The sequence below is a fragment of the Salmonella sp. 2018103 genome, from assembly GCF_026247685.1.
In the GTDB taxonomy this organism is placed as follows: Bacteria; Pseudomonadota; Gammaproteobacteria; order Enterobacterales; family Enterobacteriaceae; genus Salmonella; species Salmonella enterica.
On the sequence record NZ_CP111029.1, the window covers coordinates 332,976 to 357,608 of the forward strand.

General features: G+C 54.7%; 17 protein-coding genes. 9 read left to right on the top strand and 8 right to left on the bottom strand.

All coding sequences use genetic code 11. The features are described from left to right. Positions 1 to 7: 7 nt before the first annotated feature. From glgC to glgP, 3 genes are read left to right on the top strand one after another with little or no spacing between them, the layout of a single operon-like run. Complete coding sequence (gene glgC / locus OLG56_RS01535; RefSeq protein WP_000253995.1) at positions 8 to 1,303, top strand: glucose-1-phosphate adenylyltransferase; 1,296 nt, start codon at positions 8 to 10, stop codon at positions 1,301 to 1,303. After that, the gene (glgA, locus tag OLG56_RS01540; protein WP_001197669.1) at positions 1,303 to 2,736 is read left to right on the top strand and encodes a glycogen synthase GlgA; all 1,434 of its coding nucleotides are present in this window, start codon (positions 1,303 to 1,305) and stop codon (positions 2,734 to 2,736) included. Before glgC ends, glgA begins: the two co-directional genes overlap by 1 nt. Before the next feature lie 19 nt (positions 2,737 to 2,755). Then, positions 2,756 to 5,203: a glycogen phosphorylase gene (glgP, locus tag OLG56_RS01545; RefSeq protein ID WP_000993424.1), complete on the top strand. Its 2,448-nt coding sequence runs from the start codon at positions 2,756 to 2,758 to the stop codon at positions 5,201 to 5,203. Positions 5,204 to 5,294: 91 nt separating this feature from the next. Here the strand turns inward: glgP and glpD are convergent, their stop codons facing one another. Then, on the bottom strand, positions 5,295 to 6,803 hold the full coding sequence (glpD, locus tag OLG56_RS01550) for a glycerol-3-phosphate dehydrogenase (protein WP_000448178.1): 1,509 nt from the start codon (positions 6,801 to 6,803) through the stop codon (positions 5,295 to 5,297). A 198-nt stretch (positions 6,804 to 7,001) separates the two neighbouring features. Here glpD and glpE point away from each other — a divergent pair, with 198 nt between their 5' ends. The 3 genes from glpE to OLG56_RS01565 all read left to right on the top strand — a co-directional run bounded on the left by glpE (position 7,002) and on the right by OLG56_RS01565 (position 9,086). Next, complete coding sequence (gene glpE / locus OLG56_RS01555; protein WP_000434523.1) at positions 7,002 to 7,328, top strand: thiosulfate sulfurtransferase GlpE; 327 nt, start codon at positions 7,002 to 7,004, stop codon at positions 7,326 to 7,328. Positions 7,329 to 7,403: 75 nt separating this feature from the next. Then, positions 7,404 to 8,234: a rhomboid family intramembrane serine protease GlpG gene (gene glpG, locus OLG56_RS01560; RefSeq protein WP_000928701.1), complete on the top strand. Its 831-nt coding sequence runs from the start codon at positions 7,404 to 7,406 to the stop codon at positions 8,232 to 8,234. Between the two features lie 93 nt (positions 8,235 to 8,327). Beyond that, positions 8,328 to 9,086, top strand: coding sequence for a DeoR/GlpR family transcriptional regulator (locus tag OLG56_RS01565; RefSeq protein ID WP_000815084.1), 759 nt, complete (start codon positions 8,328 to 8,330; stop codon positions 9,084 to 9,086). A 67-nt stretch (positions 9,087 to 9,153) separates the two neighbouring features. Here the strand turns inward: OLG56_RS01565 and malT are convergent, their stop codons facing one another. Beyond that, positions 9,154 to 11,859 carry an HTH-type transcriptional regulator MalT gene (gene malT, locus OLG56_RS01570; protein WP_000907030.1) on the bottom strand — a complete coding sequence of 902 codons (2,706 nt, stop codon included), beginning with the start codon at positions 11,857 to 11,859 and terminating at the stop codon, positions 9,154 to 9,156. 594 nt (positions 11,860 to 12,453) lie between these two features. On the opposite strand from malT, the gene malP reads away from it, so the two are divergent. Together malP and malQ are read left to right on the top strand one after the other, a co-directional pair. Next, positions 12,454 to 14,847 carry a maltodextrin phosphorylase gene (malP, locus tag OLG56_RS01575; RefSeq protein ID WP_000082247.1) on the top strand — a complete coding sequence of 798 codons (2,394 nt, stop codon included), beginning with the start codon at positions 12,454 to 12,456 and terminating at the stop codon, positions 14,845 to 14,847. 9 nt (positions 14,848 to 14,856) lie between these two features. After that, positions 14,857 to 16,935 (top strand): 4-alpha-glucanotransferase, encoded by a 2,079-nt coding sequence (malQ, locus tag OLG56_RS01580; protein ID WP_000428707.1) that lies wholly within the window; start codon positions 14,857 to 14,859, stop codon positions 16,933 to 16,935. Between the two features lie 118 nt (positions 16,936 to 17,053). On the opposite strand, the gene gntT is transcribed toward malQ, so the two are convergent. The 3 genes from gntT to gntX all read right to left on the bottom strand — a co-directional run bounded on the left by gntT (position 17,054) and on the right by gntX (position 20,061). Next, positions 17,054 to 18,370 (bottom strand): gluconate transporter, encoded by a 1,317-nt coding sequence (gene gntT / locus OLG56_RS01585; protein WP_001131741.1) that lies wholly within the window; start codon positions 18,368 to 18,370, stop codon positions 17,054 to 17,056. A gap of 373 nt (positions 18,371 to 18,743) precedes the next feature. Beyond that, positions 18,744 to 19,319 (bottom strand): Fe-S biogenesis protein NfuA, encoded by a 576-nt coding sequence (gene nfuA / locus OLG56_RS01590; protein WP_000619387.1) that lies wholly within the window; start codon positions 19,317 to 19,319, stop codon positions 18,744 to 18,746. A 58-nt stretch (positions 19,320 to 19,377) separates the two neighbouring features. Then, complete coding sequence (gene gntX / locus OLG56_RS01595) at positions 19,378 to 20,061, bottom strand: DNA utilization protein GntX (protein WP_000958733.1); 684 nt, start codon at positions 20,059 to 20,061, stop codon at positions 19,378 to 19,380. A gap of 37 nt (positions 20,062 to 20,098) precedes the next feature. On the opposite strand from gntX, the gene bioH reads away from it, so the two are divergent. Then, the gene (bioH, locus tag OLG56_RS01600; protein WP_000998138.1) at positions 20,099 to 20,869 is read left to right on the top strand and encodes a pimeloyl-ACP methyl ester esterase BioH; all 771 of its coding nucleotides are present in this window, start codon (positions 20,099 to 20,101) and stop codon (positions 20,867 to 20,869) included. 35 nt (positions 20,870 to 20,904) lie between these two features. On the opposite strand, the gene OLG56_RS01605 is transcribed toward bioH, so the two are convergent. The 3 genes from OLG56_RS01605 to feoB form a co-directional block, all read right to left on the bottom strand. Next, entirely contained in the window at positions 20,905 to 21,831 is a 927-nt protein-coding gene (locus tag OLG56_RS01605; RefSeq protein ID WP_001646535.1) for an Rpn family recombination-promoting nuclease/putative transposase, read from the bottom strand. 234 nt (positions 21,832 to 22,065) lie between these two features. Then, a complete protein-coding gene (feoC, locus tag OLG56_RS01610; RefSeq protein ID WP_000157589.1) occupies positions 22,066 to 22,302 on the bottom strand; it encodes a [Fe-S]-dependent transcriptional repressor FeoC in 237 nt (78 codons plus the stop codon). 12 nt (positions 22,303 to 22,314) lie between these two features. After that, positions 22,315 to 24,633, bottom strand: coding sequence for a Fe(2+) transporter permease subunit FeoB (gene feoB / locus OLG56_RS01615; protein WP_000736973.1), 2,319 nt, complete (start codon positions 24,631 to 24,633; stop codon positions 22,315 to 22,317).

The following is a 24,633-nucleotide window of genomic DNA, read 5'->3' on the forward strand; positions in this document are numbered from 1 at the left end:
GTTAATCATGGTGAGTTTAGAGAAGAACGATCGTGTAATGTTGGCGCGCCAGCTGCCACTGAAATCTGTTGCCCTAATCCTGGCCGGCGGCCGCGGCACGCGTCTAAAAGATTTAACGAACAAACGCGCCAAACCAGCCGTCCACTTTGGTGGGAAGTTCCGCATCATCGATTTCGCCTTATCTAATTGTCTGAACTCCGGGATTCGCCGTATCGGCGTGATCACTCAGTATCAGTCCCATACGCTGGTGCAGCATATTCAGCGCGGCTGGTCACTGTTTAGCGAAGAGATGAACGAATTTGTCGATCTGCTGCCAGCCCAACAGCGTATGAAGGGCGAAAACTGGTATCGCGGCACGGCAGACGCGGTGACCCAGAACCTGGATATTATTCGTCGCTATAAAGCGGAATATGTCGTCATCCTGGCAGGCGATCATATCTACAAGCAGGACTACTCGCGTATGTTGATCGATCACGTTGAAAAGGGCGCGCGTTGCACGGTGGCCTGTATGCCGGTGCCGATCAAAGAAGCGACGGCATTCGGCGTGATGGCGGTCGATGAAAGCGACAAGATTATTGATTTTGTCGAAAAACCGGCGAATCCCCCCGCAATGCCTGGTGACGCCAGCAAATCGCTGGCCAGTATGGGCATTTACGTTTTTGACGCCGATTACCTGTATGAATTGCTGGCGGCAGACGATAAAGATGACGCTTCCAGCCACGATTTCGGTAAAGACATTATCCCCAAAATCACCCGAGAAGGTATGGCTTACGCGCATCCTTTCCCGCTCTCCTGCGTGCAGTCCGATCCGCAAGCCGAACCGTACTGGCGCGATGTAGGTACGCTGGAAGCTTACTGGAAGGCGAACCTGGATTTAGCCTCGGTGACGCCGGAGCTGGATATGTATGACCAGAACTGGCCTATTCGTACGCATATGGAATCGCTACCGCCTGCGAAATTCGTGCAGGACCGCTCCGGTAGCCACGGTATGACGCTGAACTCGCTGGTCTCCGGCGGCTGCATTATCTCCGGTTCGGTGGTGGTGCAATCTGTGCTCTTCCCACGGGTGAGAATAAATTCTTTTTGTAATATTGATTCGGCAGTGTTGTTACCTGAGGTTTGGGTAGGACGCTCCTGCCGTTTACGTCGCTGTGTTATTGACCGTGCCTGTATTATCCCGGAAGGCATGGTGATTGGTGAAAATGCGGAAGAGGACGCTCGTCGTTTCTACCGTTCAGAAGAAGGTATTGTACTGGTCACGCGTGAAATGCTGCGCAAACTGCAGGTCAAACAGGAGCGATAATGCAGGTTTTACATGTATGTTCAGAGATGTTCCCCCTGCTGAAGACTGGGGGGCTGGCGGATGTGATAGGCGCGTTGCCTGCGGCACAAATTGCGGATGGTGTTGATGTTCGCGTTCTGCTTCCAGGGTTTCCCGATATCCGTCGGGGGATACCCGATGCGCATGTGGTGAGCCGCCGCGATACTTTCGCCGGTAAGATATCGCTGCTGTTCGGGCATTATAACGGCGTGGGCATTTATCTGATCGACGCGCCGCATCTGTACGAGCGTCCAGGCAGTCCCTATCACGATACGAATTTATATGCTTATACCGATAACGTGCTGCGCTTTGCCCTGTTAGGGTGGGTCGGCTGTGAAATGGCCTGCGGACTTGATCCATTCTGGCGCCCCGACGTGGTGCACGCCCATGACTGGCACGCCGGGCTGGCGCCCGCCTATCTGGCGGCGCGCGGGCGGCCGGCGAAATCGGTCTTTACCGTACACAACCTGGCCTATCAAGGCATGTTTTATGCAAAGCATATGGATGACATCGAACTGCCGTGGTCATTCTTTAATATGCATGGGCTGGAGTTCAACGGACAACTCTCCTTTTTGAAGGCCGGTTTGTACTATGCCGACCATATTACGGCGGTGAGCCCGACCTATGCGCGTGAAATTACCGAACCGCAGTTTGCTTATGGTATGGAAGGCCTGCTGCGTCAGCGTCATCTGGAAGGGCGCTTGTCCGGCATACTGAACGGCGTGGATGAGAAGATCTGGAACCCGGAATCCGATCTGCTGCTGGCGTCGCGCTACACGCGCGATACCCTGGAAGAGAAGGCGGAAAACAAACGTCAGCTACAAATTGCGATGGGGTTGAAGGTTAACGACAAAGTGCCGCTGTTCGCCGTGGTAAGCCGTCTGACCAACCAGAAAGGTCTGGATCTGGTGCTGGAGGCGTTACCGGGGCTGCTGGAGCAGGGCGGGCAGTTGGCGCTACTCGGCGCGGGCGATCCGGTGCTTCAGGAGGGGTTCCTCGCGGCGGCGGCGGAACACCCAGGGCAGGTTGGCGTACAGATCGGCTATCACGAAGCTTTCTCGCATCGCATTATGGGCGGCGCGGACGTCATTCTGGTGCCCAGTCGTTTCGAACCGTGCGGCTTAACGCAGTTATATGGCTTAAAGTATGGCACGCTGCCTCTGGTGCGGCGTACCGGGGGGTTGGCCGATACGGTCTCCGACAGTTCGCTGGAAAATTTGGCGGACGGTATCGCCAGCGGTTTTGTCTTCGAAGACAGTAACGCCTGGTCGTTGCTACGCGCGATTCGGCGTGCTTTTGTGTTGTGGTCACGGCCTTCGCTTTGGCGGTTTGTACAACGGCAGGCGATGGCGATGGATTTTAGCTGGCAAGTTGCCGCGAAATCATACCGCGAGCTGTACTATCGCTTGAAATAGTCATCCAGGAATCATTTATATGAATGCTCCGTTTACTTATGCATCGCCCACACTCAGCGTTGAGGCGCTTAAGCATTCTATTGCCTATAAGCTGATGTTTACGATTGGTAAAGACCCGGTCATTGCCAATAAACATGAATGGCTGAACGCCACATTGTTCGCGGTGCGCGATCGTCTGGTGGAGCGCTGGCTGCGTTCTAATCGAGCCCAATTATCGCAGGAAACCCGGCAGGTTTATTACCTGTCGATGGAGTTTTTGATTGGTCGTACCCTCTCTAACGCGCTGCTCTCGCTGGGCATTTATGACGACGTGAAAGGCGCGCTGGAGGCCATGGGCTTAGATCTCGAAGAGCTGATCGATGAAGAGAATGACCCCGGGCTTGGCAACGGCGGCTTAGGACGGCTGGCGGCTTGCTTCCTGGACTCGCTGGCGACGCTAGGATTACCGGGTCGCGGGTATGGCATTCGCTACGACTACGGCATGTTTAAGCAGAATATTGTCGACGGGCGGCAAAAAGAATCTCCGGATTACTGGCTGGAATATGGCAACCCGTGGGAGTTCAAGCGCCACAATACACGCTATAAAGTGCTTTTTGGCGGGCGCATTCAGCAGGAAGGTAAAAAAGCGCGCTGGATTGAGACGGAAGAGATTCTGGCCGTCGCGTATGATCAGATCATCCCCGGTTACGACACCGACGCCACTAACACTCTGCGGCTGTGGAATGCGCAGGCCAGTAGTGAAATCAACCTCGGTAAATTCAACCAGGGCGACTACTTCGCGGCGGTGGAAGATAAAAACCACTCTGAGAACGTGTCGCGGGTGCTCTACCCGGACGATTCCACCTATTCCGGACGAGAGCTACGCCTGCGCCAGGAGTATTTTCTGGTCTCGGCGACGGTGCAGGATATCCTGCACCGTCATTATCAACTGCATAAAACCTATGAGAATCTGGCGGATAAAATCGCCATTCACCTCAATGATACGCATCCGGTGCTGTCAATTCCTGAGCTGATGCGTCTGCTGATTGATGAACATAAATTTAGCTGGGACGACGCGTTTGAGGTGTGCTGTCAGGTCTTCTCTTATACCAACCATACGTTGATGAGCGAGGCGCTGGAAACCTGGCCAGTCGATATGCTGGGGAAAATTCTGCCCCGTCACCTGCAGATTATCTTCGAGATTAACGACTATTTTCTGAAAACGTTGCAGGAGCAATATCCCAACGATACCAGCCTGCTTGGACGCGCGTCGATTATTGATGAGTCGAACGGCCGCCGGGTACGGATGGCCTGGCTGGCGGTGGTGGTCAGCCATAAAGTCAACGGCGTTTCTGAACTCCATTCCAACCTGATGGTGCAGTCGCTGTTCGCGGATTTTGCGAAGATTTTTCCGACCCGTTTTTGTAACGTCACTAACGGCGTTACGCCGCGCCGCTGGCTGGCGCTGGCAAACCCGCCGCTGTCTGACGTGCTGGATGAGAATATTGGCCGTACCTGGCGTACCGATCTTAGTCAGCTCAGCGAGCTGAAGCAGCATTGTGATTATCCGCTGGTCAATCATGCGGTGCGTCAGGCGAAGCTGGAAAATAAAAAACGGCTGGCGGTAGTGATAGCGCAACAACTGAATGTGGTGGTGAACCCGAAGGCGCTGTTTGACGTGCAGATCAAGCGTATTCACGAGTACAAACGTCAGCTGATGAACGTGCTGCATGTCATTACCCGCTATAACCGCATTAAAGAAAATCCGGAGGCCGACTGGGTGCCGCGGGTGAATATTTTTGCCGGTAAGGCGGCTTCCGCCTATTACATGGCAAAACACATTATTCATCTGATCAACGACGTGGCGAAAGTGATTAACAACGATCCGCAGATTGGCGACAAGCTGAAAGTGGTGTTTATCCCGAACTACAGCGTCAGCCTGGCGCAGGTGATCATTCCCGCTGCCGACCTGTCTGAGCAGATTTCGCTGGCAGGGACAGAAGCTTCCGGCACCAGTAATATGAAATTTGCCCTGAACGGCGCGCTCACCATTGGTACGCTGGATGGCGCGAACGTTGAGATGCAGGAGCATGTCGGCGAGGAGAATATCTTTATCTTCGGTAATACTGCCGAAGAGGTGGAAGCGTTGCGCAGGCAGGGTTATAAGCCTCGCGACTATTATGAAAAAGATGAAGAGCTACATCAGGTACTGACGCAGATTGGTAGCGGCGTCTTTAATCCGGAAGAGCCAGGTCGTTACCGCGATCTGGTAGATTCGCTGATTAACTTTGGCGATCACTATCAGGTGCTGGCGGACTACCGCAGCTACGTGGACTGCCAGGATAAGGTGGATGAGTTGTATCGTCGCCCGGAAGAATGGACGACGAAAGCGATGCTCAACATTGCCAATATGGGCTACTTCTCATCGGACAGAACCATCAAAGAGTATGCCGAAAATATCTGGCATATTGATCCGGTGCGGTTGTAAATCCCGATGCCGGCGGCGCTTCGCTTGCCCGGCCTACGTTTATGTATCCTTGTAGGCCGGATCAGGCGTTAGCCGCCATCCGGCATTTTTCTCAGGACGCCAGTGAAAGCTGGTGTTTCTCAACATACGCTGCCAGCCACTGAGTGATGCGGGACTGCTGTTCGGCGGTCAGCCACATGCCTTCTTTGGTGCGACGCCAGATAGCATCTTCAGTACGGCGCACCCATTCGTGATCCACCAGGTACTTGAGTTCTGCTTCGTAAAACTCATGACCGAAATCTTCGCCTAAATCAAGCAGCGACGTGGCTTCGCCGAGAATCCACTCCGTGTTGCTGCCGTAAGTGCGCGAATAGTGGCGCGCCAGCGATTCCGTCAGGAACGGATAACGACGACGCAGCTTCGCCGCGTAATCTTCGCGGCTGCCGTCGATGTCGCCGCCGGGCAGTACGCACGTTTTGGTCCATGCCGGGCCGATGCCTGGATAATAAGACGCCAGTTTTTCCATCGCATGTTCGGCCAGCTTACGGTAGGTCGTGAGCTTACCGCCAAACACGGAAAGCAGCGGCGCTTTGCCGTTTTCATCATGAATATCAAGGGTATAATCGCGAGTGATCGCCTGCGGTGAGTCGGACTCATCATCGCACAGCGGACGGACGCCGGAGTACGTCCAGACGATGTCATCGCGCCCCAGTTGTTTCTGGAAGTGCGCGTTATAGACCTTCAACAGGTAATTAATTTCGCTCTCTTCGATTTTTACCGCTTTCGGATCGCCTTTATATTCGACATCGGTTGTGCCAATGATCGAAAACTCCTCCATCCACGGAATGACAAAGACGATACGTTTATCTTCGTTTTGCAGAATATACGCCTGCTTCTGATTATGGACGCGCGGCACGACGATATGGCTGCCTTTGATCAGGCGGATGCCATACGGTGACGGCAGATGCATCCCTTCGTCGAAGAACTGTTTGACCCACGGTCCGGTGGCGTTAACCAGTCCGCGCGCCTGCCAGACATATTTTTTACCGGTGTCGATATCTTCCGCTTCGACAATCCACAGGCCATTTTCCCGACGAGCGGCGGTTGCGCGAGTACGGGTAAGGACTTCGCCGCCTTTACGCACCACCATCTGTGCGTTAGCAAGCACCAGACGCGCATCGTCTACCCAGCAGTCGGAGTATTCGAATCCGCGCACGATTTCAGGTTTGAGTACCGAATCTGCGCCAAACCGCACACCTGTGGAACCGGGTAAACTGGTACGTTTGCCGAGGTGATCGTACATAAACAGACCGATACGGATCATCCAGGCCGGACGTAAATGCGGGCGGTGCGGCAGACGAAAACGCATCGGGAAGGCGATGTGCGGCGCCATTTTCAACAGCACTTCACGTTCTGCCAGCGCTTCGCTGACCAGACGGAACTCATAGTGCTCAAGGTAGCGTAAGCCGCCGTGGATAAGTTTCGAACTGGCGGAAGACGTCGCGCAGGCCAAATCCTGCGCTTCCAGCATGAGTACGGACAAACCGCGTCCGGCGGCATCAGCCGCGATGCCTGCACCGTTAATGCCCCCGCCTATCACGATCAGATCTTTGGTTTCCATGCTGCCCTCTTGCACTTTCGTTAAAGTTCAAAAATGTTCGTTATCGAACATAATAGCAAAGAAACGCGCTATTGGTAACATCGAAAAAACATTTTAGAGTGATATGTATAACATTATGGCGTTAAGCTACTCCGTCAACGTACACTGGGCGATAAAATGCCTTAATTGGCTTCACCGGCAATAATGAAAGAGCGATTCATGGAACAATTTGAATGTATCACTGTAGAAGAGGCGTATCAGAAACTGCACCAGGGCGCGGCGGTGCTGGTCGATATTCGCGATCCGCAAAGTTATGCCATGGGTCATGCGCCGCAGGCGTTTCACTTGACTAACGATACGCTGGGCGCGTTTATGCGTGAGCATGGTTTCGATACCGCCGTGATGGTAATGTGCTATCACGGCAACAGTAGTAAAGGCGCCGCGCAGTATCTGCTCCAGCAAGGCTATGATGCGGTTTACAGCATTGACGGCGGGTTTGAGGCCTGGCATCGCCGTTTCCCTGCCGATGTCGCAAATGGCGCGTAATCCCATAAAGATGCAGCCTCCGACGAGAAGGGTATATATACTGTCTTCTTTTGTATGGACTAAGCGACAGCAATAATGTTGATGATTACTTCCTTTGCGAATCCTCGCGTGGCGCAGGCATTTGTTGATTACATGGCCACCCAGGGCGTCATTCTTACTATTCAGCAACATAATCAAAGCGATATCTGGTTGGCAGATGAATCGCAGGCCGAACGTGTGCGGGTCGAGCTGGCGCGGTTTATAGAAAATCCCGGCGATCCGCGTTATCTGGCGGCTAGCTGGCAGTCCGGGCAGACGAACAGCGGGCTACGCTACCGCCGTTTTCCCTTTCTCGCCACGCTGCGTGAACGAGCCGGCCCTGTTACCTGGATCGTGATGCTCGCCTGCGTGCTGGTCTATATCGCGATGAGTCTCATCGGCGATCAGACGGTGATGGTGTGGCTGGCGTGGCCGTTCGATCCGGTTTTAAAATTTGAATTCTGGCGCTACTTCACCCATATCTTTATGCACTTTTCACTGATGCATATTCTTTTTAACCTGCTGTGGTGGTGGTATCTCGGCGGGGCGGTAGAGAAGCGCCTGGGCAGCGGTAAATTAATCGTCATTACGGTGATAAGCGCGCTACTAAGCGGCTATGTACAGCAGAAATTTAGCGGCCCGTGGTTTGGCGGGCTGTCTGGCGTCGTCTATGCGCTGATGGGTTACGTGTGGCTGCGCGGAGAGCGCGATCCGCAAAGCGGAATTTACCTCCAGCGCGGCTTAATTATTTTTGCATTATTGTGGATAGTCGCTGGTTGGTTTGACTGGTTTGGCATGTCTATGGCGAACGGCGCGCACATCGCCGGGCTTATCGTCGGTTTAGCGATGGCCTTTGTTGATACGCTGAATGCGCGAAAACGAACGTGAGGCGTATCCGGCCTGTGGTCGAGATATTTTTCCAGGCCGGGTAGGGCGAATGCCGCTATCCGGCGCAAGGTTGGTTACTTTCAGAGATTATTCATGAAACAAACACAACGGCATGACGCGATCATTGAACTGGTGAAAAAACAGGGGTACGTCAGTACGGAAGAGCTGGTGGAGCATTTTTCTGTCAGCCCGCAAACCATTCGTCGGGATCTTAACGATCTGGCGGAACAGAATATGATTTTGCGCCACCACGGCGGCGCGGCGTTGCCCTCCAGCTCGGTGAACACGCCGTGGCACGATCGTAAGGCGACGCAAACGGAAGAAAAAGAGCGCATCGCTCGCAAAGTCGCGGCCCAGATCCCCAATGGTTCAACGCTGTTTATTGATATCGGCACGACGCCGGAAGCCGTAGCGCACGCCCTGTTAGGGCACAGTAATTTGCGGATCGTGACCAACAATTTGAACGTAGCGAACACGCTAATGGCGAAAGAGGATTTTCGTATTATCCTCGCCGGCGGCGAACTCCGTAGCCGCGACGGCGGCATTATTGGCGAAGCGACGCAGGACTTTATCGCCCAGTTCCGTCTCGATTTCGGCATCCTCGGTATTAGCGGTATTGATAGCGACGGCTCATTGCTGGAATTTGACTACCATGAGGTACGCACCAAGCGCGCGATTATCGAAAATTCGCGCCATGTGATGCTGGTGGTGGATCACTCTAAATTTGGTCGTAATGCGATGGTAAACATGGGCAGCATTAGTATGGTCGATGCGGTCTACACCGATACCCTACCACCGCCGGGCGTGATGCAGGTGATTGCCGACCACCATATTCAATTAGAGCTGTGCTAAAGAGACTGTCTTATCAGGCCTACACTCTGCGCGTGATCGTAGGCCTGATAAGCTCATCAGGCACACGTTAAACCCCATACCCCATCATCTTCAGCAACTGCTGCGCGTGCTGTACCGCGTCCTGACGGTGCGCGACGCCGAGTTTCTGGTAGAGGTTGCGGATATGCGTCTTAATGGTGGTCGCGGCCACCGCCAGTTCGCCAGCAATCTGTTCGTTGCTGTAACCGGAATAGATAAGCCCTAACACCTGCCATTCACGCTGTGTGAGCGGGCTGGTGCGAATAAGCTCCGGGACATCCGGATGATTAAGCAGGCGCTCGACGAAGCCTTCGTCAAAATGGGCGAATTTATGCCGGTGATGTTGGTTAATCTCTCGCAGGATGCGCTGCGCGCGATGCTGCTCCATCTCCGGCAGCGTATTTAGCTGGATAAGCTGACGCAATTGCTGCGCCATGGCTTCGCCTTCAATCACAAAATGGCTGATAAATCCGGTGCGGTTGGCGAGCTGTAAGGCATCAAGCAATACGCGCTGGGCGTCGTTTTTCCGCCCGGATTGCCAGTAAAGCTGATTGAGTAACAGCAGATTGCGGTTTAAATCGCTCATTAAGCGCAGGCTACGGGCATTCTCATTTAACTCTTCCAGCACGATTTCCGCAGGCTCGAATTCGCCCAGCAGGATCTGCGCGCGGGCGATATTCCGCCATTGCCCTTGCAGAAAATGGTTATTGGCAAACGCCGGTTTGGGCGTATGACGTAACCAGTTGGCGGCGGATTTTTTGTCGCCGGTTAACTGCCAGTAAATGACACGCACCTTATCGGCGTTAGAGATCCAGTCGCAGTGATAACGACCATTGCCTAATAAATTTTCCAGTCGGTTAAGCTGACTACGGGCATTATCCAGATCGCCGCGCGCCAGCGAGCACTGCACCAGTAGCGTCAGGCACTGCAACTGTTGTTGCGGCTGGAAGGTGGACAGCACAGCGATACCGCTGCGCGCCGAGGCCTCCGCTTCGTCAAGGCGCGCCCACGCCCACAGCAATTGCGCGCGGATACGTACCAGAAACTCATGCATCGGCAGTTGTTCCAGATGTTGCTCTTTGATCAACTGGAAGGCTCTCTCCTGCGTTTCCCATGCGGCCTGCAGGAATCCCTGGGCGAACTGAATTTCGCTTTGTTGAATTAAGCTCCACAGCGCGTAATGCCAGACGTCATGATGGCGCGCCATTTGTTCGGTTTGCTGCATCAGCGATAAAGACTGGCTGAGATCGCCTTTACAGTGCAGCACTTCGCCGTGAACGGAGGTCGCGACAATGCGGCTATAAAACCAGGCGAGAGGAAGCTCATCCAGCGCCAGTTTCGCCAGCCGCTCTGCCTCTTCCGGATTGCCGTCGTTGATGGCGACCTGGGCGCGCAGCGCGTTAAATTCAGCATGCAGCGTGCCGTCCATAACCCCTTTGATCTCTTGCTCGGCGCGCGCCAGCAACGTATTCACTTCGCTGTAGCGGTGTTGGCTTTGCATCAGCCAGGCCTGTAACAACACCAGCCGCGGATTTTCCAGCAGGCTTTCCCACGGCAGCGCTTTTAATGACTCTTCCAGCAGCGCCAGTTCACTGTGATTAAACAGCCCCCACGCATGGTTAAGCAGGATATCGCGCAGCATTTGCGCGTCACCCGCCGCCAGCGCATGATGTATAGCTTCGCTGGGAAAACCTTGTTCCATCCAGCTTTCCGCGGCCGCACGGTGGATCTCCGGTAGTTCCGCCGCCAGTTCCCACTGGCAACGCTGGCGCAGAAAGCTACCAAACAACGGGTGATAGCTAAACCACTCGCCCGTGTCGTCCATGCGTTGCAGGAATAACCCCTGGCGCTCAATCTCCTCCAGCCGCATCTGGCCGTTTTCTTCGCCGGTCACGCGCACGATCAACGCGTCATTCATTGAGCGTAAGATCGCGCTTTTAAGTAAAAAATGTCGGGTGCTGACATCCACGTTATCCAGTACTTCGTCCACCAGATAATCAGAAAGGTGGCTGGCATTAATCCCGGCAAGACGGCGGGCGGAGTGATGCGCAGAGGTATGGTTCTGGCGCGCGGAGAGGGCGATCAACTGTAGCGCAGTGGCCCAACCGGCCACATCATCGCACATGCGGCTGCTCTCAGCGGCTTCAATGGGCGACGAAAGACGACGGTCAAAAAATTGCTTTGCTTCCTGATGGTTAAAAGCCAACTGCTGGCTACCGATTTCCAACAGCTGATCGCGCACGCGCAGGTTAGCGATGCCCAGTTGCGGTAAATTACGCGATAACACCACCAGGGTGAAATTTTCCGGCTGATGACGTAAGAAAAAGCGCATCGCGTCGTGAATCACCGGATTGGTAATCAAATGGTAGTCGTCAATCACCAGATAAAGCGGGCGATGCCACTGCGCCAGTTCAATAAAGAGCTGTGCGAAGAGGGACGTCAGGCTGGCGTACTGACGTTTTTGCGCCATCGCTTCGCTGGTAGAGCAGTGTCCGCCGGTGGCCTGTTGGATTGCGGCAATTAAGTAACTGGCGAACCGCTCTTGCTGGTTATCGCCTTCGTCGAGAGAGTACCAGCCTAATTCATTTTTGCCCGCCGCCCACTGTGAGACAAGCGTGGTTTTCCCATAGCCAGCAGGACTGGTTACCAGGGCGAGCCTGAAATTGTTCGCGCCGGAAAGTTTAGCCAACAGCCGCTCACGAACCACGGTATGGTCGAGACGAACCGGACGACTTAATTTAGACGGAATCAACATAGCAATCACTTCACTGTGGGAAATGGGGGGGAACTGCGATTTTTTTTGCGCTTCGTAATTAATAGATATAAGGTCGGCCAGAAAGCATTTTAATGCAAGCTAAGCAGACTTTTTATGTGTCTGAATTTGCACTCTGTCACAATTCTAAATAACGGTATTAAAAAAGTATTCAGCGCGGTTGAAACGAGCGTCAGAGCTAGGCTGAGGTCATATTTTCGTTATTGTAAATAATGTCCTGGACATGATGCGGATTTAACACAATGACGATACCAGGCGTTTAATTAATTATGTTTAGTTAGTGAATCTCCCGCCGCTGAATATTTCAGATAAGAAACTATTTCGGCGTTCATATAATCTTCGAAAATACCCCTTCGCGATTTACTGTTATTTCTGTTTATTCATTTGATTATGCGTAACACTGAGTGTCGTTGACAGGAATCGGCGCGTTTATACAGGGGTAAGTGGCGGCGATCACACTTTTATGCTCATCCCCGCTCCTCCTCCCTCCCTAATCATTGCCGGGAGGAGGAAGGTCAACATCGAGCCTGGCAAACTAGCGATAACGTTGTTTTATTACCCGAGGACGGATTTCCTATGTCACAGCCAACCTTCAATAAAGATCAATTCCAGGCCGCCCTGACGCGTCAGTGGCAGCGTTTCGGTTTACTGTCGGCGTCCGACATGACGCCTCGTCAGTGGTGGCAGGCCGTTAGCGGCGCGCTGGCGGAATTACTGAGCGCGCAACCGGTAGCGCAGCCGACAAAAGGCCAGCGTCATGTGAACTACATTTCGATGGAATTTTTGATTGGTCGCCTGACGGGAAATAACCTGTTAAATCTGGGATGGTACCAGGACGTTAGCGATGTACTGAAAGCGCACGATATTAATCTGACCGATCTGCTGGAAGAGGAAGTCGATCCGGCGCTCGGCAACGGTGGTTTGGGACGTCTGGCCGCCTGCTTCCTCGATTCGATGGCCACCGTCGGGCAGTCCGCTACGGGCTATGGTCTGAACTACCAGTATGGGCTGTTCCGTCAGTCATTTGTTGAAGGCAAGCAGATGGAAGCGCCGGATGACTGGCATCGCGGCAGCTATCCGTGGTTCCGCCACAACGAGGCGCTGGACGTCCAGGTTGGGATCGGCGGTAAAGTCACCAAAGAAGGGCGCTGGGAGCCAGGTTTTGTGATTACAGGCCAGGCCTGGGATCTGCCGGTGTTAGGCTATCGTAACGGTGTCGCGCAACCGCTGCGTTTGTGGCAGGCGACCCACGCGCATCCGTTTGATCTGACCAAATTCAACGACGGCGCTTTCCTGCGGGCGGAACAGCAGGGTATCGATGCGGAAAAACTGACGAAGGTGCTTTATCCCAACGATAACCACACGGCGGGCAAAAAACTGCGTCTGATGCAGCAATACTTCCAGTGCGCCTGCTCGGTAGCGGATATTCTGCGTCGCCATCATCTGGCCGGACGCAAACTGCATGAGCTGGCGGATTACGAGGTCATTCAGTTGAACGATACTCACCCGACCATCGCCATTCCGGAACTGCTGCGCGTGCTGATTGACGAGCACCAACTGAGCTGGGATGACGCCTGGGCTATCACCAGCAAAACCTTCGCCTACACCAACCACACCCTGATGCCGGAAGCGCTGGAGTGCTGGGATGAGAAGCTGGTGAAAGCGCTGCTGCCGCGTCATATGCAGATTATCAAGCAGATTAACGACCGCTTTAAGACGCTGGTCGATAACACCTGGCCTGGCGATAAGCAGGTATGGGCAAAACTGGCGGTGGTGCATGACCGTCAGGTGCGCATGGCCAATATGTGCGTGGTCAGTGGCTTTGCGGTCAACGGTGTGGCGGCGCTGCACTCCGATCTGGTGGTGAAAGATCTGTTCCCTGAATATCACCAGCTTTGGCCGAACAAATTCCACAATGTCACCAACGGCATTACGCCGCGTCGCTGGATCAAACAGTGCAATCCGCAGCTTGCGGCGTTGCTGGATAAAACGCTGAAAAAAGAGTGGGCTAACGATCTCGACCAGTTGAGCAACCTCGAAAAATACGCTGACGATGCGAAGTTCCGTCAGCAGTATCGCGACATCAAACGGGCGAACAAAGAACGGCTGGTGAAATTTATCCAGGCCCGTACCGGGATTGAGATTTCGAGCCATGCGATTTTTGATATTCAGATCAAACGTCTGCACGAGTACAAGCGTCAGCATCTGAATCTGTTGCATATTCTGGCGCTGTACAAAGAGATCCGCGAAAACCCGCAGGCTGATCGCGTACCGCGCGTATTCTTGTTTGGCGCGAAGGCGGCGCCGGGCTATTACCTGGCGAAGAACATCATTTTTGCTATCAATAAGGTTGCGGAAGCCATTAATAACGACCCGGCGGTGGGTGATAAGCTGAAGGTGGTTTTCCTGCCGGATTACTGCGTCTCGGCGGCGGAAATGCTCATTCCGGCGGCGGATATTTCCGAGCAAATTTCTACTGCCGGGAAAGAGGCGTCCGGCACCGGTAACATGAAACTGGCGCTGAACGGGGCGTTGACAGTGGGAACGCTGGACGGCGCTAACGTTGAAATCGCTGAGAAAGTGGGTGAAGAGAATATCTTTATCTTTGGCCATACTGTGGAAGAGGTCAAGGCGCTCAAAGCCAAAGGCTACGATCCGGTGAAATGGCGTAAAAAAGACAAAGTGCTGGATGCGGTGCTAAAAGAGCTGGAAAGCGGTCAATACAGCGATGGCGATAAACATGCCTTTGACCAGATGCTGCATAGCCTCGGCAAACAGGGGGGCGATCCGTACCTGGTCATGGCGGACTTCGCCGCTTATGTTGAGGCGCAAAAGCAGGTGGATGCGCTGTATCGCGACCAGGAAGCGTGGACGCGCGCCGCGATCCTCAATACCGCGCGCTGCGGTATGTTCAGTTCCGATCGCTCTATTCGCGATTATCAGGCCCGTATCTGGCAGGCAAAACGCTAAGGGAGCGCGATGGAAAATAAACGTCTCGATAGTGCCGCGCTGGCGGCGGGGATCAGCCCCAGTTACATCAATGCTCATGGCAAACCGCAGTCTATTGGCGCTGAAACCAAGAGACGTTTGCTGGCGGCGATGCACGGCACGACAACAGGACCACAGGCGGTCGTGCCGAATGTGAAGGTGTATACCGCGGGTAAAAAAATGGCGTTGCCGGTAGAGGGGCACGGTGAGTTTGCCTGGCTGCTGACTACGGAAGAGGGCGTGCATTACAAAGGGCGCGTGACGGGCGGTAAAAAACTTAACCTTCCGGCTACATTGCCGGAGGGCTACCACACCCTGACGTTGACCCAGGATGAACAGCGTACGCACTGCCGTATTATCGTCGCCCCGCCGCGATGCTATGAGCCGCAGGCGCTACTGGAAGGGAAAAAACTGTGGGGGGCCTGCGTCCAGCTTTATACTCTGCGTTCAGAAAAAAACTGGGGTATTGGCGATTTCGGCGATTTAAAGTCGATGCTGGTCGACGTGGCGACACGCGGCGGCGCGTTTATCGGCCTGAACCCGATCCACGCGCTTTATCCGGCGAATCCGGAGAGCGCCAGTCCCTACAGCCCCTCGTCTCGTCGCTGGCTGAACGTGATATATATCGACGTCAATGCCGTCGAAGATTTTCGCCTGAGCGAAGAGGCGCAGGCATGGTGGCAAATGCCCGCCACACAGCAAAAGCTGCGACAGGCGCGCGATGCGCAATGGGTGGATTACGCTACCGTTACCGCGCTGAAAATCACGGCGCTGCGGATGGCGTGGACGCGCTTTGCCGCTCGCGACGATGCGCAAATGGCGGAGTTTCGTCACTTTATCGCCCGTGAAGGCGAGAGCCTTTACTGGCAGGCGGCATTCGACGCGCTGCATGCGTATCAGGTGAAAGAGGATGAGCAGCGCTGGGGCTGGCCAGCCTGGCCGGAGGCGTACCAGTCGGTAGAGTCTCCCGCTGTAAAACAATTCTGTGAAGCGCACCGCGAAGAGGTGGAGTTTTACCTCTGGCTTCAGTGGCTGGCCTGGCGCCAATTCGCCGCCTGCTGGGATACCTGCCAGAGTTTTAAACTACCGATTGGTCTGTACCGCGATCTGGCGGTTGGCGTAGCGGAAGGCGGCGCGGAAACCTGGTGCGACCGGGAGCTGTACTGCCTGAAAGCATCTGTCGGCGCGCCGCCGGATATCCTCGGCCCGCTCGGTCAGAACTGGGGGCTGCCGCCGATGGACCCGCATATCATTGTCGCCCGGGCGTATGAGCCCTTTATCGACCTGCTGCGCGCCAATATGCAAAACTGCGGCGCGTTGCGCATTGACCATGTCATGTCGTTGCTGCGTCTGTGGTGGATACCGTATGGCGAAACCGCGGATCGCGGGGCATATGTTCAGTATCCGGTTGACGATCTGTTGGCTATTCTGGCGCTGGAGAGCCAACGTCACCGCTGTATGGTGATAGGCGAAGATCTGGGGACTGTGCCAGTTGAGATTGTCGGCAAGCTGCGCGATAGCGGGGTCTATTCTTATAAAGTGCTGTGGTTTGAAAATGACCTTGAGAAAAACTTCCGCGCGCCAGGCGCATATCCGCAACAATCGATGGCTGTCGCCTCGACGCACGATCTCCCCACGCTGCGCGGCTATTGGGAATGCGGTGACCTGACGTTGGGTAAAGCTCTGGGGCTTTATCCGGATGAAGTGATTCTGCGCGGGCTGTATGAGGATCGCGAGCGGGCGAAACAGGGGCTATTGGACGCGCTGCATAAATATGGCTGTCTGCCAAAACGCGCCGGGCATAAGGCATCGTTAATGTCGATGACGCCAACGCTAAATCGCGGACTTCAGCGCTATATCGCCGACAGTAACAGCGGTCTGTTGGGGCTTCAGCCGGAGGACTGGCTGGATATGGCCGATCCGGTTAACGTACCGGGCACCAGCGATCAGTATAAAAACTGGCGGCGGAAGCTCACCGCCACGCTGGAGCAGATGTTTGCCGATGAGGGCGTAAACAAGCTGATTAAGGATTTGGATAAGCGCCGAAAAGCGGCCGCGAAGAAGAAGTAATAAAGCCGGGGATTTCCCCGGCTTTATGATGGTGAGAGCACGTAGGCCTGATAAGCGCAGCGCCATCAGGCAATCCTGGCGCACATTGCTGCCTTATCCGGCCTACAAGCCGCCTCGCTTAAACCACCATACCCAGTAGCAGACAGCCGATCAGGCCGCAGACGGAGATGATCGTTTCCAGCATCGACCAGGATTTAATGGTCTCGCCGATAGTCAAATTGAAATACTCTTTGAACAGCCAGAAGCCCGGGTCGTTGACGTGAGAGAAAATCACGCTCCCGGAACCGACCGCGATAACCATCAGTTCAGGGCTAACGCCGGTAGTGGCGATCAGCGGCGCCGCAATGCCGCCTGCGGTAATCGCCGCGACAGTCGCGGAGCCCAGCGCGATACGCAACACCGCCGCGATAGACCACGCCATCAACAGCGGAGAGACATTGGTTTCATGCATCATTGAAGCGATGTATTTATCCACGCCGCTATCGACCAGCACCTGCTTGAACGCGCCGCCGCCGCCGATGATCAGCAGCATCATGGCGATAATTTTGATGGAAGAGACTAGCGTATCGTTAATCTGATCCATGGAACGTCCGCGGTTCAGGCCAAAGGTGAACATCGCAATCAGTACGGCAATCAACGTAGCCATGACCGGGTCGCCCAGGAACTCGGCAACGGGCAGGAAAGCGTGGCCTTTTGGCAGAATCATCTCGGCAACCGCACGCATCGCCATCAGAATCACCGGAACCAGCGACGTCCAGACGCTGACGCCAAAGCCCGGCATCTCTTCTTCCGTAAAAGTTTTCGCGCTGTACAGGCCTTCCGGGATCGGCTTATCGATGCCTTTCAGAAAACGGGCGTAAACCGGGCCGGCAAGGATCACGGTCGGGATCGCCAGAATCGTACCAAACAGCAACGTTTTACCCATATCAGCATGGAAAATCGTGGCAATCGCGGTTGGGCCCGGGTGCGGCGGTAGGAAGCCGTGTGTGACGGAGAGCGCCGCGGCCATCGGCACGCCGACGTACAGTAACGGGATATTCGCCGCTGCGGCAATGGTGAATACCAGCGGCAGCATCAGAACAAAGCCCACTTCATAGAACAGAGCGAAGCCGACGGTAAAGCCGGTTAACACTACGGCCCACTGAATATGCTTTTTACCAAATTTCGCGATCAGGGTAGTGGCGATACGTTGAGCGCCGCCGCAGTCGGCAAGCATTTTGCCCAGCATGGCGCCGAACCCCATAATCAGGGCCAGACTGCCAAGCGTACCGCCGACACCGGCTTTGATGGAGCCGATGACTTTATCCAGCGGCATTCCCTGCATCAACCCGACAGCGAGCGCTACCAGGACAAGGGCGATAAATCCGTTCATTTTGAAGCGGATCATCAGAAGAAGTAACAAGATAACACCGATAGCAACGATGACTAATGGCATGATTTACCTGGCCTTTACTTTGTTATGGGTAACGTCATTGTTTCGACGACAAATTCCTGTTGTTCCCGACGGGAACAGAGTCGCAATAGCACCAATACTGATTACCGTTGAAACGAATGAGCGTAGTCAGATGTTATATGGATGTTAGGTGCCCATAAGAATGATACGGGTAACATATGGGTGTTGAAAATGACCCTGGCAGGCAAAATTTAAATTATGAGACACAGGTCATGTTATCGGCGAAAGAAGAACCATTGTTCTGAGATGTGGCTGATGGCGCAGAATGGCGGCGTAGACGCCTTATTCGGCCTACGGTGGGGCAGACAAGGCCCGACAGGCGCAAGCGCCATCGGGCATGAATGCGGGGAAAATCTTAGTAGTAGGAGTGCTCGCCGCGCTGGTGTTCGGTCAGATCGCGAACCCCTTTCAGTTCCGGGAATTCATTCAGCAACTGTTTCTCGATCCCTTCTTTCAGCGTGACGTCAACCATCGAGCAACCGTTACAACCGCCGCCAAACTGCAGAATTGCATAGCCTTCATCGGTAATTTCCATCAGCGAGACGCGACCGCCGTGGCCCGCCAACTGCGGGTTAATCTGCGATTGCAGAGCATATTCCACGCGCTCCATCAGCGGCGCGTCATCGGCCACTTTGCGCATCTTCGCGTTTGGCGCTTTCAATGTAAGTTGAGAACCTAGCTGGTCGGTCACGAAATCAATTTCCGCGTCTTCCAGATAGGGCGCGCTCAGCTCGTCGACATAAGCGGTCAACAGGTCAAATTTCAGTGCAGTATCGGTGGCTTCTACGGCGTCGGGCGGACAATAAGAAACGCCGCACTCTGCGTTAGGAGTGCCGGGATTAATGACAAATACGCGGATTTGCGTCCCTTCTTCCTGATTTGCCAGCAGTTTGGCAAAGTGCGCTTGTGCAGCATCGGAAATACGGATCATAGTAATGGCCTAATAGTTGACTATTTTAGTTGGTTATAATACGCCCATCATCGAGGCTCTACAAGGTTCGACACAGGCACCATACCTGGACAGTCGCTGCGCCGTTGCGCAAAAGCAGTTGCGCGATTTCCGCGACGGTACTTCCGGTAGTGACGACATCATCCACAATAACCATATGGAGACCCTGTACCGGCAATTCAAGGCGAAACGCGTTTTTCAAATTGCGCTTACGTAACCTGGCGCTGAGATGATGTTGTGTTGCGGTCGCCCGTACCCGCGTGATGGTTTGGCTGTCCCACGCGCAGCCAAGCCAGCGCGCTAACGGTTGACATAACAGATCGCTTTGGTTAAATCCCCGCCGCCAGTGTCGGCGCGACCAGAGCGGAACGCTGACGATTCTGTCGGGAAGCTGCAAGCCAGTGCTGCGGCGCGCCATGAGGACTTCCTGCAACAGTAGACGCGCCAGAGCGGCGGCAATTTCGCTGCGGCGGGTAAATTTAAGCTGATGCACCAGTAAACTCAAGGGCGGCGTATAGTCACTGACGCTCACCAGACGCTGCCAGGGCGGTGGTTTTTGCAGGCAGCGACCGCAGGGGAGCGAAGGATGCGCGGCAGGTAATCCGCATTGCGGACACAGGCTGACGCGCTGACGAACGGCGCGCGCGCATACGGAACAAATCCCCCAGTGGCTTAACGCCAGCGGCATTCGGCATAGCCAGCATAATCCCGGTACTGTTAGCATAGGTGCATCCTTGTTAGACAAAAGAGAACAGTAACTGATGAATGACATCTGGTGGCAGACCTACGGCGAGGGAAATTGTCATCTTGTGCTGCTGCACGGATGGGGATTGAACGCGGAGGTATGGCATTGCATTCGCGAGGAACTCGGCTCGCATTTTACGCTGCATCTGGTCGATTTGCCGGGCTATGGCCGTAGTTCGGGGTTTGGCGCTATGACGTTTGAAGAGATGACGGCGCAGGTAGCGAAAAACGCGCCGGACCAGGCTATCTGGCTTGGCTGGAGCCTGGGCGGCCTGGTGGCGAGTCAGATGGCGCTCACACACCCTGAACGCGTTCAGGCGCTGGTGACAGTCGCCTCTTCGCCATGCTTTAGCGCGCGTGAGGGGTGGCCGGGAATAAAACCGGAAATCCTCGGTGGATTCCAGCAGCAGCTTAGCGACGATTTTCAGCGCACGGTGGAGCGTTTTCTGGCGCTGCAAACGTTAGGGACGGAGACGGCGCGTCAGGATGCCCGCACCTTAAAAAGCGTGGTGCTGGCGCAGCCTATGCCGGATGTAGACGTGCTCAATGGCGGACTGGAAATCTTAAAAACGGTCGATCTACGAGAAGCGCTTAAAAATGTGAACATGCCCTTTTTGCGTTTGTATGGTTATCTGGACGGTCTGGTGCCGCGTAAAATCGTGCCTTTGCTCGATACGTTATGGCCGCACAGTACATCACAGATAATGGCGAAGGCGGCCCATGCGCCGTTTATCTCGCATCCGGCGGCGTTTTGTCAGGCGCTGATGACGCTAAAATCATCGCTGTAACCAGGGCGTTGCCGGGCACAGGCCATTCTGCCAGATTAATGACTTTCAGACGCCAGATCGGCAGGCGCCAGCCCGGTAACCCTAAGCACGGTATCGCGATCGAAACCATCGTTTAGCATGGAGCGGGCAATGCGCAATGCGGCGAGCCGTTGGCCTTCCTGTTTGCCTTGCTGTAGCCCTTTCTGTAACCCGTTACGATGCCCTTCCTGACGTAATCTTTCTGCGATAGTCATGATCTTCTCCTTATGCTGTGGGATACGCATAGCCACCTGGCGGATAAACGTATTGAAGCGCGCGGCGTCGCCAGTGTGCATCATGTAATTAAACAGACTTTGAAGCTGGGTGTCATTAGCGTATCCCTTAACCAGCAGGGCGACCAGCTGTTCGACAAGCCCCATTAGATCACGCTGGCGGATGTGTTTTTGTATGAGTTCCAGCAGCGCGACGCGTCGGTGCCGCATAATCTCGTCGTCCGGCACGACCGTAATATCGACCAGAGGAAAGGCGGTGGCGTATAGCTTACGCGCCATCACCGGGTCGGCAAATTCATCCAGCCAGCATAATGAGAACGGATACGGGCTTCGGTTTCCGTGGTAAAACAGCATTGGCACCACTAACGGCAACGTCTTATGCCCGGCCTCCAGGTGCCGTTGCATTGCAGCCATCGCGTAACGCATCAGCCGAAATGCCATATGCGCGTCCGGCGTACTCTGATGTTCAATAACCACGTAAATGTAACCTTCACCTTCACTTGTTTCCAGCGACCAAAGAATATCGGAATAATGGGGGCGTAAATCCTCTTCAATAAAGCTACCGGACTCCAGCCGTAACGTATTCAGATTACAGATTTGACGTAATGTCGTCGGGAGATGAATTTCCAAAAAATCCCGTGCAGTATCGGGGTGGCATAAAAACTGTTTGAATACCGCGTCATGCGGCGTGGATGTTGTTGAGGTCGCCATATCGATCCGTCATCGGTGAAGTTCAATGGCGTGACACTACGCGCAGATCGGGCTGATTGCAGTAGAGGATTAGTGCGCTTGCGAGACGCATGGGGAGATAAATGCGCACGGCGGTAACGCTTTCATCTTTGTGGAAGGCATGACGCAAAATTGCCCGGCAGCGTGACGCGTACCGGGCAACATAACGCGGGATAAAGGTCGGATAAGACGCGTTACGTCGCTACCCGGCGAAGGCTAACGCAAGGCCCACCATTCGCGCAGGCAGGCTTTACCTTCCGGACAACTTTTACAGCTGCCTGAAAGGCAGCCGTCCGGTTCTTCCGGGATACGTACCGCTTTACCCATGATCTCCAGTTGATTCAGCATGGCGTCGATCATGGGCTGCGGAGCGTGCAGCGTATGGCTGATTTGCGTTGCCTCCATACGCCCCCGTAGCGCCAGTAGATCGCGAACCTGTATCAATGAAGCCATTTTTTACATCCCTTAGTGACAATTGCCCGCAGTGCCCGAACAACAGGAACTGACGTTTTTGCGGGTTGCCAGCAGTTCAATGTCTACACGGCTGCGGGCGCGGCGCAACAGGCTTAACACCACAACGTTAAAGACGATCACTGCCAGAATACAGATCAGGCTGTATGTCGGGTGTTGACTGAAGCTGGTAACCTGGTAGAACAGCGTGGCGAGCGAATAGGCGATATTCAGCCCCCACAGGATGGAGAAGCCCATCCAGCCGCGGCTGGACTCGCGGGCGATAGCGCCCATTACCGAGATACACGGTACGTAAAGCAGGACGAAAATCAGGTAACTGTACGCCGCCGCGGCGCTGCCGAATTTTTGATCCATCACGCCCATCGCGCCGGTCGCCATTTCGCCGTCGCCTTTACTCGCTTCGATCGGGTTAGCCAGTACGCTCAGGCTAAAGGTGTCTTTCAGGCTTTGCCAGGTATCGTCAACCGCGCCCAGCAGTTCATCGCCGAGGTGGAAGTCGGCAGGATTAAACGCTTCGTCCTGAATATTTTCGGCGGTGTAGAGCGTGTTCAGCGTACCGACGACAACTTCTTTCGCCATGGCGCCCGTAAACAGACCCACGGTCGCTTGCCAGTTATCCTCATGGACGCCGATCGGTTTAAAGACTGGCGTGATGACCCGGCTTACAGAGGCGAGGGCGGAGTCATTAATGTTATCGACGATTTTGCCGCTCAGCGAGAAACTGTTAAACGCGCTCAGGAAAATACTCACGATGATAATGACTTTACCGGCGCGTAGTACAAAACCTTTCAGGCGTTGCCAGGTCTGGATGATCAGGCTCTTGATATGCGGTACGTGGTAAACCGGCAGCTCCATCACAAACGGAGAGGCTTCGCCGCGCATAATGGTATGCTTCAGCATCAGGCCGGTTAATACCGCCATGACAATACCCAGCACGTACAGCGAGAAGACCGCCAGCGCGCCGTTTTGCCCGAAGAAGGCGGCGGCAAAGACGGCGAAAATCGCCAGGCGCGCGCCACAGGACATAAACGGCGCCATCATGATGGTCATCAGGCGTTCGCGCGGAGCGTCAAGCGTGCGGGCGCCCATCACGGAAGGCACGTTACAGCCGAAGCCGACAATCAGCGGCACGAAGGATTTACCCGGTAGTCCCAGCGCCTGCATCAGGCGATCCATGACGAAGGCCGCGCGCGCCATATAACCGGAGTCTTCAAGGAAGGAGAGGAACAGGTACATCATCCCGATTTGCGGCACCAGCGGCAGGACGGTATTGATCCCGCCGCCAAGACCTTGCGCCAGGAAGATGGTTAACCAATCCGGGAAGTGCAGCGTGTAGCCAATCCATTGAATGCCATGAATAAAGATGGCGACGGAACCGGCATCAAACAGGGGTTGCAACGCGCCGCCGATGTTAATGGCGAGCAGGAACATCAGGTACATCACGAACAAAAAAATCGGTAAGCCGAGGAAGCGGTTCAGGATAATTTTATCGACCGCCCTGGTGAAGCGGCTGGGTTCGGCTGTCAGGGTATTGCTGACCACGTCGCAAATAGCGGCGATACACTGATAACGGGCGTCGGCGATATGCAGCGCCGGGTCGTCCATTTCGTCCTTCAGACGGGCCAGGGAGGTGTCCAGGTTTTGCGCCGCCTCGCCTGCGTAAGCCCGGCTGTAGATATCGCCCTCCAGCATTTGCAGACCCAGCCAGCGGCGCTGTTGTAAAGGCATCTCCTGGGCCATCGCGTCGGCCAGGAAATCCGCTTCGCGCAGCAGCGGCTGGGCATAATGCACCAGTTCGACGTTGTCGTTAGCGTTGTGACGGTCAATGGCCAGTTTCAGCGCCTCGATACCGCGACCGCGAGTCGATACCAGCGGCACGACAGGGCAACCCAGACGCGTGGACAGAGCGTCGACATCAATACGAACCTGCTGTTTTTCAGCGATATCCAGCATATTGAGCGCGACAATACAGGGGATACCCAGCTCCAGCAGTTGCAGCGTCAAATAGAGGTTGCGCTCCAGATTGGAGGCGTCCACAACGTTTATCAACAGATCGGCGTCGCCGCTCAGGATGTAGTGGCAGGCGATCTGTTCGTCGAGAGAGGTTTGTGACGAGATGGTCGTCAGAGAATAGGTGCCGGGTAAATCTACCAGCGTGACCTGGTGGTCAGTTGTCGCGAACTGGCCCTCTTTACGCTCGACGGTGACGCCCGCCCAGTTCCCCACACGCTGACGCGCGCCGGTGAGTTGGTTAAATAAGGTGGTCTTGCCGGAATTAGGATTACCAATTAAACCAATGGTTAATTTTTTCAT